Here is a 16739-nt window from a genome sequence, read left to right on the forward strand (position 1 = left end):
AGGTAGAAATCAGAAATGTTTACAGGGATCATCGAAAGTCTGGGCACAGTTGAAAGCGTACAAAATGTCGGCGGTGATGTGCGGTTGCGCATTGGTACGGATCTTGATATGTCAGATGTACATTTGGGTGACTCGATTGCCACCAATGGCATTTGCCTCACGGTGATTGACTGGGGTGAGCACTGGTATGCTGCCGATGTCTCACGTGAAAGTTTGAACCGAACCACACTGGCCCACTGGAAAGTTGGCCAACGTGTCAATGTGGAAAAGGCGATGTTGCCCACCACACGTTTTGGTGGACACATTGTGTCAGGTCATGTCGATGCTGTGGGTGAAATCACCGTTGTGCGTGAAGACGCACGCTCGCTTTATTTTGAAGTGACTGCGCCAGCTGAGATTGCACGTTACTTGGCAGAAAAAGGCTCGATTACGGTCGATGGGATCAGTTTAACCATTAATCATTTGCGTGGCCGTATTTTAAGCCTCAATTTAATTCCGCATACAGCTGAACGAACCAACATTGGAACGTGGAAGGCAGGTAGTCAAGTGAACCTTGAAGTGGATGTGTTAGCACGTTACATTGAACGTCTGATGATGGGCGACAAAGCTGCGGAAACCACCCCACAATCTAAAATTAGTTTAGACTTTTTGGCACAAAATGGTTTCTTGAAATAGAAAAATCGTTTAGATTGCAGCAAGAATAGACAAAAGATGAGCTCCCTATTTGCCCAAAATGAGGGAGTTTTTCTTTTGAAATGAATAGGTAAGCAATTGAGTATGATGAAAGATAGTACGCAGTTCATTGCACGGATCGGTGACAATGATTGATTTTTTTCTCCATCTAGAACAATTATTGCCCGTACTGCTTGCAGAATACGGCCTTTGGATTTATGCGATTCTTTTTCTGATTATTTTTGCAGAAACGGGCTTCGTTTTTATGTTCTTTTTGCCAGGTGACAGTTTACTGATTGCCATTGGTGCCTTATGTTCTAGCTCGGATTTAATCCATATCCACACCATGGGTATTTTGATGATGATTGCTGCGGTATTGGGTTATATCGTCAATTATTATACCGGTCAGAAGTTGGGCTTTAAATTTGCCCATCAGCATTCGCGTTGGCTGAAACCCGAATATATGATGAAGACCAATCAATATTTCTTAAAGCATGGCGGTAAAACCATTTTAGTGGCACGTTTTATTCCTTTTGTGCGTTCTTTCGCGCCTTTTGCTGCGGGCGCAGGGCATATGAGCTTGGCGACTTTTATGTGGTACAACGTGACCGGTGGCCTGATTTGGATTGGTAGTTTGTTGGCGATTGGTTATGGTGTGGGCAATACCTTATCGTTTATGGTTGATGTGTTGGTTTGAGGTCGAGACAGACCACATCAGAGCAAAACAAGGGTGCATAAAAAAACTCACCGAAGTGAGTTTAAGTGGAAGCCTAGGCCTGTTAAGCAGAGTTGGATACCACTTCATTAGAAAAGTTTGAATTTTTTAAAATATAGTCAATTTCCTCTTGAGCCGCGGCTTGTAGCTTATTGCGATAGCTGGCTACGGACTCTTCAATTAAGGTTTCCGCTTCAAGCTCTAAACGTAAACGGACACTTTCTAACTCAGATAAAATTTGTGAGTCATCAATGCCAAATTTACCTTTGGCATAGTCCAGAGCTTGTTCAGGCGTTTTCTCATAGCGTGCGGTATAGCTCGAAATTTCTTGATCGACACTTTGACGCATCACATTTAAAGCTTGGGTTTGCTCATTGAACTGACGGATTTCATCTTTTTTGAGGCTTTCCGCATAAGCTTCCTGCGCTGCGCGTTTGTCTGCCAGTGATTTTTCCAACGCTTGTTGTTTACGAATTCGCGCTTCTTCAATCAGCTGTGCTTTCAGATCGGCATACGCTTGTTCAATTCGTTGGGTAGAGACGGCTTGAGCGCGTTGGTCTTGTTCAATCCAACTGTGCAAACCTGTTTCAGGTTTGAGTACATCGCAGACGCGACTCAGGTCATCAATAAAGGCCTGACGAACAGCATCAGGTACATTTAACCAGCGCTGTTTAAAATCTGGACCAACATTCAATGCCACTACGCATCTCCTTATTTAGACGGGGAATCATTTAAAGCTTGAAGGTTCGAGCTTCAACCCCGAGACGTCTATATTGTTTAAATTTTTCACGACCTTGTTGTTTGGCCGATTCGTTATTTTCAATAATTTCTATAATGTGGCTAAATTTTTCGAACTGTTCAAGAGCATGATCGTTAAAATTGAACACAATCCAGTCGGATTGCTCAGGCAGTTGGGCAGAGATACAAATACGCGCATCGATTTGATCAATGCCATGCGGAATAAAGCTGGTGTCATCAAAACTCCACAAACGTTCATCCAATTGCTGCTGTAATTCAGTGTCGCTTGCATACAGCCAGATTCGCTCTGGCTGACGCAAGATTTTTCGACATAAACGACAAGCACTTTCGACTTGTCGTTCAGGACTTTGTTCAAACAAATAAAAGCTAATATTAGCCATTAGACTGCGCACGATGAGCTAGGAATTGCATCAATAATGGTACTGGACGACCGGTTGCTCCTTTATTGGCACCCGAGTTCCATGCTGTACCTGCGATGTCCAAATGCGCCCAGCGGTAATCACGGGTGAAACGTTGCAAGAAGCACGCTGCAGTTACGGCACCAGCTTTAGGCCCGCCAATGTTGGCAATATCGGCAAATGGAGAGTCTAACTGTTCTTGATAATCATCAATCACAGGCATGCGCCAGACGCGGTCAAAGCTATTTTGACCTGCTTCAGACAGTTCGGCCGCCAGTTTATCATCTGGGGTAAACATACCCGTTAAGACTGAACCGAGTGCCACGACACAGGCACCCGTTAAGGTTGCAATATCAATCACCAGTTCAGGGTTAAAGCGTTTTACATAGGTCAATGTGTCGCAAAGCACCAAACGACCTTCTGCATCGGTATTTAAAATTTCAACGGTTTGACCGCTCATGGTGCTCACGATGTCACCCGGACGTGTAGCTTTGCCTGAAGGCATATTTTCAGCTGCAGCAATCGTACCTACGACATGAATGGCTAAACGTGATTCACATAGAGCACGGAGTGTCCCGAGAACCGATGCTGCACCACACATGTCATATTTCATTTCATCCATACCAGCGCCCGGTTTCAATGAAATGCCACCAGTATCAAAGGTGATTCCTTTACCGACCAAGACCACTGGGGCTTCAGTACGTTCAGCTTGATACTCAAGGGTAATAATACGGCCTGGGCGGTCTGAACCTTTGCTCACCGCAAGGAAGGAATGCATGCCCAAATCAGCCATTTGCTGCTCATCAAGGACATTAACACGGAGCAGGTCAGGGTATTGGGCTGCCAGTTCTAAAGCTTGCTCCGCCAAATATTCAGGGAAGCAGATATTGCCCGGACGGTTGCCTAAGTCACGAGCAAAGCTTTGACCAGATTGCACGGCTTCAATCAATTTAAGTTGCGCAGCATTCAGCGGCGACTCAGCGGCAATCAGGCTGATCTGTTCAAGTACGTTGTCGGCTTTTTTCGATTTGAATTCATCAAAAGCATATGCCGCTTGCGTCAAACTGAGGGCAAATAAATAATGGAGTTCAGCTGGAAGGGCTGAAAGGTCAAGGCTGATGTGTTTGAATTTTTTTTGTGAAGCTTTGATAATGGTTTGAGCAATTTTCACCAGCTTTGCTGCTTGTAATTCAGCGGCTTTACCCACCCCGACCAAGGCTGCATTGGGGCTTGCTGGAATTTGACCAATGAGGCTCAAAGTTTCATTGAATGCGGCTTTAAACTGAGTCGCTTCAATTAAGTTGTTTAAATCATTAATTTGATAAGCATTTGCAAGGTGTTGCGTGTTTTCAGAATCTACTAATATCAACAAAAATTGGCTAGACGTATTCTCTGTGAATGACGTATTAATAGAGAGTTTCATAAGTTTTATTTAAGCCTTATAAAGTTTGAAAATGATTAAACCACTGAAACATTAACATGAATAGAGTTGCAAAGTGCAACAAGAGTACAGGTTTTATATTTTCACTATTCGGGTAAACTAGCGCTAGTTTTTATTCACCTATTTTTGGAAGAATTAATTTGATTATTCGGCGTTATCTGGTCAAACAAGTGGTGTCGACATCCTTGGTTGTGATCGCCTTATTGACCTTGATCATGATGGGCGGTCGTTTGATCAAGTATTTTGGCGTAGCCGCGCAGGGTCGCTTAGATGCAGGTATTTTATTTAGCATTATTGGCTATCGTTTGCCTGAATTTTTAACGCTGATTCTTCCTCTAGGCTTTTTTATTGGACTGATGCTGGTTTTTGGTCGTCTGTATGTCGATCATGAAATGGCAGTACTCAATGGCAGTGGCGTCAGTCGTAACCAATTGGGGCGACTGCTGATTCCTATGACCGTGGTGTTTCTTGCTGTTCAAGCCGTGCTGATGCTTTGGATGGCGCCGTGGGGTGTTCGTCAGTTTGAGCAGCTCACCACCAGTCAGGCGGTGCGTACTGGTTTTGATTTGGTTCGACCCAAAGAGTTTATTTCATCGGGTCCTTATACCATTTATGCGGGTGACTTATCCGAAGACCGTAAAAACCTCAAAGACATCTTCTTCTATCAACGCGCTGAAGCAGAAGGTAAGCCTGATGTGATGATTTTGGCCAAAGAAGCCACGCGGGTTGAAATTGAAAATGATCCCGCCAATGTGGTGGATTTGGTGCAAGGTCGCCGTTATGAAATTTATCCGGGACAGCCGCGTTATAGCCAAGCCGAGTTTCAGTCTTATCGCCTACGTTTAGAAAATGATAAAGAAGCAAAGTTTGAAAGTGCCGATGTTGAAGCATTGTCTACCATGAAACTTTGGGATAATCGTCATGATCCTGTCGTGGCGAGTGAATTGGGCTGGCGTATTTTTGTACCGTTTGCCATTGTAGTGGCGTTACTCCTCGCTGTGGCTTTATCTGAAGTGAGTCCACGCCAAGGCCGTTACTTAAAGCTGTTCCCTGCATTGCTTATTTTTGCCAGTTTAATCGTGGCTTTGATGGCCATTAAAACCCGAGTCAGTAAAGAAGAAATGGGGATTTGGGCTTATCCAATGATCTTGGTGATCTATGCGATAGCAGCGGCCTTGTTTTCGCGTAAACAAAAGCTGGCCCCGAAAATTAAGAAAACATTACAACGAGCGGGGTCTTAATCATGTTCGCACGTCGTATAGTCGCAAAACATGTGACCAAAACCACCGCGATGGCGATGCTGGGTGCTACCGCTATTTTATCGGTCTTGCAAATTTTGTTTACCTATTTGGGTGAGCTAGGCTCCCTTAAAGAAGGGTATGGTGCTTGGGATGCTTTACGTTATGTACTGTGGGGAGCACCGCAATATCTCTATGAGATTCTACCCATTGCCGCGTTAATTGGCTCGGTACTGGGACTGGGCACTTTGGCTTCAAACAGTGAACTGATTGTGATGCGCTCGGTAGGGGTGAGTCTTTGGCGGATTGTTGGTTGGGTGATTCGTTCAGCTTTAATTTTGGTGGTACTGTCATTCGCTTTAAGTGAATGGGTGATTCCATATACCAATGAGCAAGCCAAAGGTGTGAAAAGCCATCGAACAGCGGCTGAGCTCGGTGAAGTACGTGGTTACTGGACACGAGAAGGGCAGCGTTTTATTTATGTCGATTATGCCAATTCTCAAGGTCAGCTGAAAAATGTGCAAGTGGTCGACTTTGACAATAATGCTCGTTTGAAAGGCGTTTTAAATGCTGAGCAAGGTCAGTTTGTGCAAGATGGTCGTTGGATTTTAGAAAATACGGCCCAAGTTGATTTGCTGCCGACAGGCAACGCTACGGCACAAAAGGCCGCTGAAACGCCTTTGGCACTGGCACTGCAGCCGAAATATGTGCACATGGTGACGATTGACCCTGAAGACCTTTCACCGAGTCAATTGGTCAGTTTCATGAGCTATATGCATGAATACAGCCAAGTGCCTAAAACTTATCAGTTGGCTTTTTGGCAAAAAGTGGCGTCTCCATTTGCCTTAATTGCTTTAGTGTTGATTGCTTGTTCCTTTATTTTTGGCCCACTGCGCCAACAATCGATGGGCTTTCGTTTGGTGATTGCACTATTTACAGGCTTAGGTTTCTTTTACTTGCAAGACTTCTTGGGTTATGCAAGTTTGGTTTATTCGCCTTCACCCGCATGGTTTGTTTTTGTGCCGATTTTAATGATGTTTGTCGCAGGTGGTTATTTATTACAACGTGCACGATAACTGTACGATATTGAAGAAAACAATGCGGATGATGGTGTTAAACCATCATGCCTGCATAGAGTCTTGACCGAAAATTCGGTAAGATAGAGCGATGAATTTGTAGACAAAAAAAGAGTGCTTATTATGGCGGATGCAACTGCTGGCAAAATCCCTCACGTACTGGTCATTATGGATGGTGTGGGACACCGTGAAGCGATCGAAGACAATGCATTTTTAGCAGCGAATCGACCGAATTTAACAGCGATTGAAGCAAAGCATCCGCATAGCTTAATTTCAGGTTCTGGTGAAGACGTGGGCTTGCCAGATGGCCAGATGGGCAACTCTGAAGTGGGCCATATGAACTTGGGCGCAGGTCGTGTGCTCTATCAAGACTTTACCCGAATCACCAAAGACATTCGTACGGGTGCTTTTTTTGAGCATGAAGTTTTGGTTGATGCTGTTGAAAAAGCCAAAGCAGCGAGTGGTGCGTTGCACATCATGGGGCTATTGTCTGAAGGTGGGGTGCATTCACACGAAGATCATATTGTTGCCATGGCTGAACTTGCGTTAAAACGCGGTGCAACCGTGTACCTCCATGCCTTCTTAGATGGTCGTGATACCCCGCCACGCAGTGCACAGCCTTCTTTAGAAAAATTAGACGCATTGTTTGCTCAATATCCAAATCAAGGTCGTATTGTGAGTCTGATTGGTCGTTATTTTGCGATGGATCGTGACAACCGTTGGGACCGTGTGGAACAAGCCTATCGTTTACTTACAGAGTCTGAAGCAACACGTACTGCAGCTACAGCCGTTGAAGGTTTAGCATTGGCTTATGCTGCAGACGAATCTGATGAATTTGTCAAAGCAACGCGCATTGGCGCTGCTGTGAAAGTTCAAGATGGTGACAGCATCGTCTTTATGAATTTCCGTGCGGATCGTGCGCGTGAAATTACCAAGGCTTTTGTTGAAAAAGATTTTGCAGGCTTTGAGCGTAAAGTTGTACCGAACTTATCTAAGTTTGTGATGTTGACACGCTACCAAGCCAGTATTGATGCACCTGTGGCGTATATGCCTGAAGCCTTAAAAAATTCGATTGGCGAATATCTTTCAGACCTTGGAAAAACTCAATTGCGTATTGCTGAAACTGAAAAATACGCGCATGTGACGTTTTTCTTTAGTGGTGGTCGTGAAGATGAATATCCGGGTGAAAAACGTATTTTGATTCCTTCACCGAATGTTGCTACTTATGACCTCAAACCAGAAATGAGTGCATATGAAGTAACCGATGAATTGGTGGCTGCGATTAACTCAGGTGAGTTTGATCTATTGGTGGTGAACTATGCCAACGGCGATATGGTTGGTCATACGGGCGTGTTTAATGCAGCTGTGAAAGCAGTGGAAGCAGTTGATTTATGCTTAGGTCGTGTCTATGAAGCGGTGATGGCACAAAAAGGCCATATGTTAATTACGGCTGACCATGGTAATGTTGAACAAATGCAGGATTATCACAGTGGTCAGGTGCATACCCAGCATACGACAGAATTGGTGCCTTTTATCTATGTCGGCCCAACTCAAGCAACTATTGCTGAAGGGGGCGTATTGGCCGATGTCGCACCAACCTTGTTAAGCTTGATGCATCTTCCTGTTCCAGCAGACATGCAAGGTCGTAACTTAATTACATTAGACGTATAAATCAATTTGGGTGGATAAATGGCAAAAGCATCGTGGACTTCAATAGGTGTAGTGATTGCTTTAGGTCTGAGTCTGATCCACCCGATGGGGGCTGTTGCAAAAACAGCGGCAGCACCCGCTTTTGATGATGAATTGGAACAAGGTTATGTTGAGGTTCCGATTGAATCCATTCAACAATTTGTGCAAATCTACGGTTTAGTTAAAGACAATTATGTGGCTGAACGTAGTGATGAAGCACTCTTTCAACAGGCCATTAAAGGTTTAGTTAGTGGCTTAGACCGTTATTCTCGCTATTTATCTCCTCAAGAATATAAACAACTGGTGCAATATACCGAAGGGGATTTGGCTTCAGTTGACTTCAGTTTAGAGTTTGATTCTCGCTTACAACAATGGCTGATTCGTGGATTAAAACCTGACTCAGATTCCAGCAAACTGGGCTTAAAAAATGGGATCTCCGTTTTTAAAGTGGATGATCAAGAGCTACGCAAGCTCAACCATGCTCAAGTCAATGAATTACTCAGTGGGGCGATTGGTAGTACCATCAGCCTACAGTTAAAAGCCAATTCAACGCCGATCAATTTAGTCCGAACCAAAAAGGTTGAAACCGATATTCAGGCGCAACTGTTGAATAACCAAGTTTTGGTGCTCAAGGTGCGGGTATTCCAACAGGATACGGCCAATGAAATTCAGCAACTGATTGAAGAGCATCAGTCTTCGCGTTTAAAAGCGGTCTTGATTGACCTCAGAAATAATCCCGGCGGGTTGTTGTCTGCCGCAGTTGAATCTGCCGATTTATTCTTGAATCAAGGGGTAATTGTTTCAACGCAAAGCCGTTCTGAAGGGGATCAACAGTTCCAAGCTTTACCAAGCCTAGAGTTTCAAAACTTAAAAGTGGGGATTCTGATTAATGATCGCTCTGCATCGGCCGCGGAGGTGTTTACCGCTGCGCTGAAGGAGCATGCACGGGCGTGGGTGATTGGTGAAAAAAGTTATGGTAAGGGCGTGGTACAAAAACTATTTCCGTTATCGAATGGTGCAGCTTTGCAAATGACGGTATCTCACTATTACACTCCAAGTGGTCGGATGATTGAAGGGGTGGGAATTGCACCGAATCAGGTATACCCAATGCCACATGAACTCAAAGACGAAAGCTATGTTGAACATGTGGCAGAGATTCTAATTAACCGTCGTTAAGTCTCTAAACGGAATCGTCTTCGCCATCTAGCCCGAATTTCTTCAAGCGATAACGTAAAGAGCGGAAAGACATGCCGAGCTTTTTAGCCGCCAGTGTTCGGTTCCAATGGGTGAGATTGAGCGCATTCATCAAAATTTCTTTTTCAATTTTTTCTAAATACAGCTCTAGACCCTCTTCGGGTAATTTACGCGAAGGTACATGATTGAGTTGATCATTGCCAACAGCACCTTGTTGCGTGGCATTGGCATAGCTGGTCTGAGCAATCGGTCGCAGTGGGGCTGTTTGCAAGTGCGGTAAATCGATACTGCTTTCATCACTTAAGGTGATGGCACGTTCCATCATATTGCGTAATTCACGCACATTGCCTGGATAATATTGGACCAATAAAAACTCACGCGCACGTTCACTCAGCGGTTTGACTGGGATATCCCATTCTTGGCAGATTTTCTGAATGAAATGTTGCGCCAAAAGAAGAATGTCATTGCCACGCTCACGTAGGGCAGGCAAGACAATGTCCATGACATGGATGCGGAAGTACAAATCCTGACGGAACTTGCCTTGTTGCACCAGTGCTTCTAAGTCTTGATGACTGGCACTAATCACACGAAAATCGACATCTATTTCGGTGTCACTCCCAATTGGACGAATGCATTTTTCTTGTACCGCGCGCAGCAGTTTCACCTGCATAGTGAGCGGTAACTCAGCAATTTCATCTAAAAATAAACTGCCGCCATGCGCAGACAGAATCAGCCCTTGCTTGTCTTGAGTCGCTCCTGTAAAGCTACCCTTACGGTGTCCAAACAATTCACTTTCCATCAGTTCAGTCGGTATGGCACCGCAGTTGATGGCAATAAATGGCCCTTCATTGCGATTGCTCAGGCGATGTACCAGATTAGCCACGACTTCTTTACCAGTGCCTGATTCACCCGTAATAAAGACAGGGGCTTGTGAACGTGCAATCTTTTTTAAGGTGATGCGTAGCTGCTGAATAGGAAGAGATTGACCAATCAGCAGACGATGTTCAAGCGTATCTTCTTGGATATGCAGCTGACTGATGGGCTGATTAAAGGCTTTTTGTAAAAGTTGCTCTAAATGTTTTTGGTTGATCGGTTTACTGACAAAATCAAACGCACCAGCTTTCAGTGCCGCAATCGCAATATCCATATTGCCGTAGGCAGTCAGCACTGCAACGGGTAAATTAGGATAATTTTGAGCAATAAAATCGACCAAACTCAGGCCATTACCATCGGGTAAATTAAGATCGGTTAGACAGGCATCATATTGATGCGTTTTCAGGGCTTGAACCGCCTCTTGTAAGCGATAGGCAATATGTGTATCAATCCCCATCCGACTTAAAGACATTTGCATCAGTGTACATAAGTCTTGTTCGTCATCCACCAATAAAACAAGTGGTTTTTTTTCCACGTTTAACCCCAAAAATTACACGTCATTGTTTATACGGGGGCATTCAATCCGAAAGCATGCCCCTATTTTTTGTTCTACATAGTATAGCTTAGCTTGGTTGGCTTCGCAGAAACTATGGGATAAATATAATCCTAACCCAGTTCCATTGATTGAGGTACTAAAAAACGGTTGAAACAGGGTGCTTTGATCTTGAGTGGCGACCCCTTCACCAAAATCTTGAACCTCAATGTGGACGAGGTTTTTATAGCTATAGACTCGAATGTGAATGTGTTCGGCTTCAGCTGCATTATGCCGAATGGCATTTCGAATCAGGTTGATCAGCACTTGTCTCAGTTGTTGTTCATCAAACTGAATCTGAGCTGGATCGGAAATGCGGTAATCAATTTGATCTTTGACATCGGGCAAATCTTCAACGATAAAACGTTCTAAAAAAGCGGCGACATCAATCAAGGTTGGATAGGTTTCTTTACTGCGTGCCATGCTCAGTGTATCGCCAATAATTTTATCAATCCGTGAGGCTTGTTTGGCGATCATGTTCTGTAACAGGGCTTGCTCAGGATCGTTCACCTGCATCAATTCATTGGCTTGGGTGATGGCAGCCAATGGATTGCGGATTTCATGTGCAATACTGGCAGAAAGTTGACCCAGTGCAGCCAGCTTGAGTTGTTGTACACGTTGATTAATTTTTTGTGCATCTTGTAGGACGAATAAGGTCAGTGTTTGGTTCGGGACTTGAAGTTTTTGAATTTCGATCTGAATTTGAAAGCGACTCAGCTGGGATGTAAATTGGAATTTTTCTCCATTCTTCAGTTGGTCGAATTTGAGGAGTTCAAATAAATCAGGCTGTGCTTTGTACAAAGGATATTTATCGTGAGCATAAATCGGGGAGATACCCAATAATGCACAGGCTGCAGGATTACTCAGCACCATGTGGCAGTTTTCATCGAGCACCAAATAGCCGAGTTCGGTTTGCTCTAAAATATAACGGTTAATGTTTTGCAGTTGATCCAGTTCTTGAGACTGATAGAAGTTTAAATTTTCAAGGACTTGAAAACGTCGTACTGCAATTTGTCCAGACCCATAAACCACAAAGAACAAAAAGGCGAGCACGGCACTGTTGCCAATGGTATTCAGTGAACTAATTGAAAATAGCGTTCCAATAAAGTGTTGATAAACCAGTGTAATCACAGCAATCAAGGTAATGATGAGTGCTTTTTGTTTATCGACCAATACAGAAGAGGCAAAGATCGTGATCACAAACAATAAGCTTAACTGTAAGTTCGGACCGTCGGTGGCGAAAGTGAGTAAGCTGAGGCTAATGACATCGACGATAAACAACAAGGTGAGCTGAAGCGGTATGCGCTTGCGCACATGCTTGAGGCTCAATAGCTGAAAGGCACTGATAAAAATAAAGCCAATCAGGACAGAACGATACAATACTGGATATTGATAATTTGAAAACAGCTGCTCATAAGTTAGTAGATAAATCAACAACAAACAGCAACCAATAAACAGTCGATAAGACGCATACCAAACACCTAGACGGTATTGATTTAACTGAATATTGGTTGAGTATTGCAGCATGTGGGTGTTAGTCAGCTTGCATCAGGGTTTAATTAAACCATAACGAATAGCAAGGTGAGTCAGCTTCACATCACTGTCGATGTTGAGCTTTTCAAAAATTCGGTAACGGTAGGTATTGACTGTTTTTACGCTGACAAAAAGCTTGTCAGAAATTTCTTGTGCACTAATGCAATTCACGACCATCATCGCCACCTGCATTTCACGTTCAGACAGAGCATCAAAAGGCGAGGTTTGTGTATCGGATAGATAAGAACTGGCCAGCTGTTCAGCAATGTCAGCGCTGAAATATTTGCCGCCTTGCATCACTTTATTGATGGCACGTACCATTTCGGTCACGGGCGCACCTTTGGTAATGTAGCCTTTGGCACCAGCTTTGAGTAACAGGGAAGGATAAGGTTCTTCAGCTAGACCACTGACTGCCAGTACTTTGGTCTCGGGTGCGGTTTGCAGTAAGCGGCGTGTGGTTTCAACTCCACCAATACCTGGCATGTTGACATCTAACAGAACCACATTTGGGTGATGTTGACGGACGAGATTAATTGCTTCTTCACCAGATTCAGCTTGGCCAATGACTTGAACATCGGCATGGTCCTCGAGCATTCGACAAATCCCTGTACGTACTAACTCATGGTCATCTACCACTAAAACTGTGATCACCTAGCTCTTCCTCACTATAAAAACCATATTTTTTGTTACATAAAGCAAAATAAGCTTGCAATGAAACGACAAAATTAGCAATCCTATTCTTAGGCTTATTTGAAAAGATATGCACGCTGTCGACGGCAATGTTGTTCGCATTGTGTACAAATGTAAGGCATATTGGCGTGAATACGCAAATGTATCTTATGGGTTATGAAGTTGAGTGAAGAAAAGTGAAAAAATCAAATAAATTTTTAATGCATCTATTGGGATGGTCGATTGCAATGACGGTCAGTACCCATAGCTCTGCAGACTTGGTGATGAACCCGAGCTCGGGGCCTAGCCAAGCAAGTATGAGCTGGTCTGCGGCAGATGCAGAACAGCTTCTGAATGATGATCTAATGGAAGATCCTGAAGAGTACGCTCCTCAGGGTTCAACAAAAGTCACCACCAGTATTCGCAGTTCCAACGGTGTGGTGACCAACAACAGCACCTCGAAAACGGTACAAATTTTTGATACCTCAAAGTATTCCAATCAACCTAGTGTCAATGCGCGTGCAGCACTGGTGATGGATGGTAATACAGGTGAGGTGCTTTTCAGTAAAAACAGTAATACAGCCCTGCCGATTGCATCAATTACCAAACTCATGACGGCTGTGGTCATTTCAGATGCACGCTTAAATATGTCTGAAAACATCACTTTACAGCAAGCAGACTTTTCGTGTTCAGGCTGTAAAAGTTCAAGTTCATCCCTACGTGCGGGTGACAGTATGAACCGTGCAGAAGCGTTATTATTTGCGTTAATGAAGTCTGAAAACCCTGCTGCTTCTGCCTTAGCGCGTACATTCCCAGGTGGTCGCTCAGCGTTCATTTCTGCGATGAATGCCAAAGCCAAAGCTTTGGGCATGAATTCAACCCACTATATGGAGTCGACAGGACTACATCCTGGTAATATTGCTTCGGCACGTGATTTAGGCATTCTAGTCAATGCTGCGTCTCAGTATGGTCTGATTCGTCAGTTCTCAACCACAGCAAGCTATGACTTTAACTTGGGTTATCGTGTATTAAAATCGAATAACACCAATGCTTTGGTTCGTAATGGTGGTTGGAATATTAATATTTCAAAAACAGGTTTCATTAATGAAGCTGGCCGTTGTGTGGTGATGCATACCACTTTGAATAATCGTCCAGCGGTGGTGGTGTTATTGGGGGCAGACTCATCGGCAGCGCGAACCAATGATGCGACGCGTCTGATGAACTGGGCAAGTCAATTACCGAAACGTATTTAACCCGACTTAGTTTTTGTTCACTCAACAACAAAAATTGAGTTATGAAAAAGCCCTGCAATTGCAGGGCTTTTTCTTTCAATATGAATTACATGTTTGAAAGAATTGAATCGCGAACTTGGTCTAAAGTGGCATCAATTGAAAGCATCACGGCATCAGAACATTGCTTGATGGCTGTGTCAGGGTCTTTGAGGCCATTACCTGTTACGGTACACACGATCACAGCGCCTTCAGGAATTTTACCCGCTTTAATGTCACGGATTGCACCGCCAATAGATGCAGCAGAAGCGGGTTCTACAAAAACACCTTCATACATCGAAAGCAAACGCTGCGCTTCTAAGATTTCAGCATCAGTCAGTTCATCAAACCAACCCTTTGAATCACGTACAACGGCTTTCGCATGGTTCCAGCTTTGCGGGTTACCAATACGAATCGCTGTTGCTACAGTCTCTGGGTTTTCAACAGGTGCACCACGTAAGAATGGCGCCGCGCCAGAAGCTTGATAACCCGCCATGATTGGCAGACCAGCAGGTTTGGGACCAGTGAATTGATCCGTTGCTGCGTCGTAAACCACTTGCTCAAATTGATCCGCAGGTTGGTTGGCAACGGCTTCGGTATAACCCATCCAGTGTGCAGTGATGTTCCCTGCGTTACCCACGGGTAGGCAGTGGTAATCTGGAGCGCGACCTAATTCATCTACGATTTCGTAAGCAATGGTTTTTTGACCTTGCAAACGATATGGGTTGATTGAGTTAACAATCGTTACAGGGGCTTTATCTGCAATTTCTTTGACTAAACGCATACCGTCGTCAAAGTTACCGCGGATTTGCATGGTGATGGCACCATACATCATTGCTTGCGCCATTTTACCCATGGCAATTTTGCCTTCTGGGATTAACACAAACGCTTTAATGCCAGCACGTGCTGCATAAGCCGCAGCCGCAGCTGAGGTATTACCTGTAGAGGCACAGATAATCGCTTTTGAGCCTTCTTCAACGGCTTTAGTGACCGCCATGGTCATACCACGGTCTTTAAATGAACCAGTCGGGTTTAAGCCCTCGTACTTCACATAAATTTCAACATTTTTGCCAATTAAACGTGGAATGTTCTCGAGTTTAATCAGTGGCGTATTACCTTCACCTAAAGAAATAGCGCGAGTAGTTGCAGACACGGGTAAACGGTCGCGATAACGGTCAACTAAACCAGTATAACGATTGGCATTCGACATGATGATGTTCCAATTGTGTGTAGAGCTTGGTGAGGAAGAGAAGAGCGTTCTTTTCCTCAACCCGATTAATTATCAAGCGATTCTAAACGAATTCGCACGATTTCGCCATGAATGACGGGTAAGGCTTGAATTTGAGCCAGTGCCTCATCCATTTTTGATTCAACGACTGGATCAGTCAAAATCACGATTGGAATAAGGTCTTTTAAGCGCGGCTGCTGCATGATGGCATCGATACTGATACCCGCACGACTGAGAATCGTGGTTACATCGGCCAAGACGCCAGTTTGATCTTCTGCATTAATCCGGATGTAATAACCTGTGGTCATTTCTTCACGGCTTAAAATCGGCACATTGGTCAGTGCTTCGAAGGCCAATTGAGGAATCGTTCCAGCACCATCTTCGGTATAAGAGATATCACGGACGATATCAATGACATCTGCAACGACCGCAGAAGCGGTTGGACCTGCACCTGCACCTGCACCGTAATACAAGGTTGGGCCGACAGCATGTGCTTGAACCAAGACGGCATTTTTCACACCGTTGACATTGGCAATCAGTTCTTCCGCAGGGATCAACGTTGGATGAACACGAAGTTCGATGCCATTCGCTGCGCGACGGGCAATGCCTAAGTGTTTAATGCGGAAGCCTAATTCTTCAGCATATTTCACATCTTGTGCAGTGACTTTACTAATGCCTTCAGTAAAGACTTTGTCAAACTGAAGAGGAATACCAAAAGCAACTGAAGCGAGCAATGTGAGTTTATGTGCAGCATCAATGCCTTCCACATCAAAGGTTGGGTCTGCTTCGGCATAACCCAGTTCTTGTGCTTCTTTGAGCACATCCGCAAAAGCACGGCCTTTTTCACGCATTTCAGTCAGAATGAAGTTACCTGTGCCATTGATGATACCCGCCAACCAGTCAATGCGGTTTGCAGCTAAGCCTTCACGCATCACTTTAATGATGGGGATCCCGCCCGCAACTGCTGCTTCATAGGCAATTTGTACGGCATTATCATCTGCCAATTTAAACAATTCATTGCCATGTTCGGCCAGTAAGGCTTTATTGGCTGTCACTATTTGTTTGCCGTGTAGAATCGCTTCTTTAATAATTTCATAGGCTGGATGGATACCGCCCATGACTTCAACCACAACATCGACATCTGGCTGACGGACGATATCTAAAAAGTCTGAACTTTGCTTGATAGTTGCATCTAGCTCTAGATCAGGGCGTGGGCGACGCGTGCCCACGTGGGTAATTTGAATTTCTCGACCGGTGCGACGTTTAATCTCAGCAGCATTTTCTTTTAGTAGTTTAAGGGCACCACCACCCACAGTACCAAGACCGAGGATTGCCAGACGAACTGGTTTCACGTCACACTCCAATTTACTTATAAATATTGAATCAAGCCTAGA

General features: G+C 44.3%; 15 protein-coding genes. 7 read left to right on the forward strand and 8 right to left on the reverse strand.

Translation table 11 applies throughout. The features are described from left to right. Positions 1-15 precede the first annotated feature (15 nt). A complete protein-coding gene (locus RR876_RS15040; RefSeq protein WP_178904621.1) occupies positions 16-675 on the forward strand; it encodes a riboflavin synthase in 660 nt (219 codons plus the stop codon). A 145-nt stretch (positions 676-820) separates the two neighbouring features. Then, positions 821-1369 (forward strand): VTT domain-containing protein, encoded by a 549-nt coding sequence (locus RR876_RS15045; RefSeq protein ID WP_004692848.1) that lies wholly within the window; start codon positions 821-823, stop codon positions 1367-1369. Positions 1370-1451: 82 nt separating this feature from the next. Here the strand turns inward: RR876_RS15045 and RR876_RS15050 are convergent, their stop codons facing one another. From RR876_RS15050 to RR876_RS15060, 3 genes are read right to left on the reverse strand one after another with little or no spacing between them, the layout of a single operon-like run. Beyond that, entirely contained in the window at positions 1452-2087 is a 636-nt protein-coding gene (locus tag RR876_RS15050; protein ID WP_332478152.1) for a hypothetical protein, read from the reverse strand. Positions 2088-2118: 31 nt separating this feature from the next. Then, entirely contained in the window at positions 2119-2526 is a 408-nt protein-coding gene (locus tag RR876_RS15055; protein WP_332478153.1) for a DNA polymerase III subunit chi, read from the reverse strand. After that, a complete protein-coding gene (locus RR876_RS15060) occupies positions 2519-3967 on the reverse strand; it encodes a leucyl aminopeptidase (RefSeq protein WP_332478154.1) in 1449 nt (482 codons plus the stop codon). The genes RR876_RS15055 and RR876_RS15060 overlap by 8 nt, the downstream gene beginning before the upstream one ends. A gap of 158 nt (positions 3968-4125) precedes the next feature. On the opposite strand from RR876_RS15060, the gene lptF reads away from it, so the two are divergent. From lptF to RR876_RS15080, 4 genes are all read left to right on the forward strand, one after another. After that, on the forward strand, positions 4126-5226 hold the full coding sequence (gene lptF / locus RR876_RS15065; protein ID WP_004978580.1) for an LPS export ABC transporter permease LptF: 1101 nt from the start codon (positions 4126-4128) through the stop codon (positions 5224-5226). A gap of 2 nt (positions 5227-5228) precedes the next feature. Then, a complete protein-coding gene (lptG, locus tag RR876_RS15070) occupies positions 5229-6299 on the forward strand; it encodes an LPS export ABC transporter permease LptG (protein ID WP_332478155.1) in 1071 nt (356 codons plus the stop codon). Positions 6300-6422: 123 nt separating this feature from the next. Then, the gene (gene gpmI / locus RR876_RS15075) at positions 6423-7970 is read left to right on the forward strand and encodes a 2,3-bisphosphoglycerate-independent phosphoglycerate mutase (protein ID WP_332478156.1); all 1548 of its coding nucleotides are present in this window, start codon (positions 6423-6425) and stop codon (positions 7968-7970) included. An 18-nt stretch (positions 7971-7988) separates the two neighbouring features. Continuing rightward, positions 7989-9164, forward strand: a complete 1176-nt coding sequence (locus tag RR876_RS15080; protein WP_062033293.1) for a S41 family peptidase — start codon at positions 7989-7991, stop codon at positions 9162-9164. 4 nt (positions 9165-9168) lie between these two features. On the opposite strand, the gene RR876_RS15085 is transcribed toward RR876_RS15080, so the two are convergent. The 3 genes from RR876_RS15085 to RR876_RS15095 are packed head-to-tail and all read right to left on the reverse strand — an operon-like array spanning position 9169 to position 12831. Continuing rightward, a complete protein-coding gene (locus RR876_RS15085; RefSeq protein ID WP_332478157.1) occupies positions 9169-10590 on the reverse strand; it encodes a sigma-54 dependent transcriptional regulator in 1422 nt (473 codons plus the stop codon). Between the two features lie 15 nt (positions 10591-10605). Continuing rightward, positions 10606-12174, reverse strand: a complete 1569-nt coding sequence (locus RR876_RS15090; protein WP_332478158.1) for a HAMP domain-containing sensor histidine kinase — start codon at positions 12172-12174, stop codon at positions 10606-10608. Between the two features lie 21 nt (positions 12175-12195). Further along, the gene (locus RR876_RS15095; RefSeq protein ID WP_004692836.1) at positions 12196-12831 is read right to left on the reverse strand and encodes a response regulator; all 636 of its coding nucleotides are present in this window, start codon (positions 12829-12831) and stop codon (positions 12196-12198) included. Positions 12832-13046: 215 nt separating this feature from the next. Between RR876_RS15095 and RR876_RS15100 the strand changes: the two genes are divergently transcribed. Then, on the forward strand, positions 13047-14102 hold the full coding sequence (locus tag RR876_RS15100) for a serine hydrolase (protein WP_332478159.1): 1056 nt from the start codon (positions 13047-13049) through the stop codon (positions 14100-14102). Between the two features lie 85 nt (positions 14103-14187). On the opposite strand, the gene thrC is transcribed toward RR876_RS15100, so the two are convergent. Further along, positions 14188-15327, reverse strand: a complete 1140-nt coding sequence (gene thrC, locus RR876_RS15105) for a threonine synthase (RefSeq protein WP_332478160.1) — start codon at positions 15325-15327, stop codon at positions 14188-14190. Positions 15328-15392: 65 nt separating this feature from the next. Further along, a complete protein-coding gene (locus tag RR876_RS15110) occupies positions 15393-16697 on the reverse strand; it encodes a homoserine dehydrogenase (protein ID WP_332478161.1) in 1305 nt (434 codons plus the stop codon). Positions 16698-16739 lie beyond the last annotated feature (42 nt).

The sequence above is a fragment of the Acinetobacter sp. genome (assembly GCF_036666595.1).
Taxonomy (GTDB): Bacteria; Pseudomonadota; Gammaproteobacteria; order Pseudomonadales; family Moraxellaceae; genus Acinetobacter.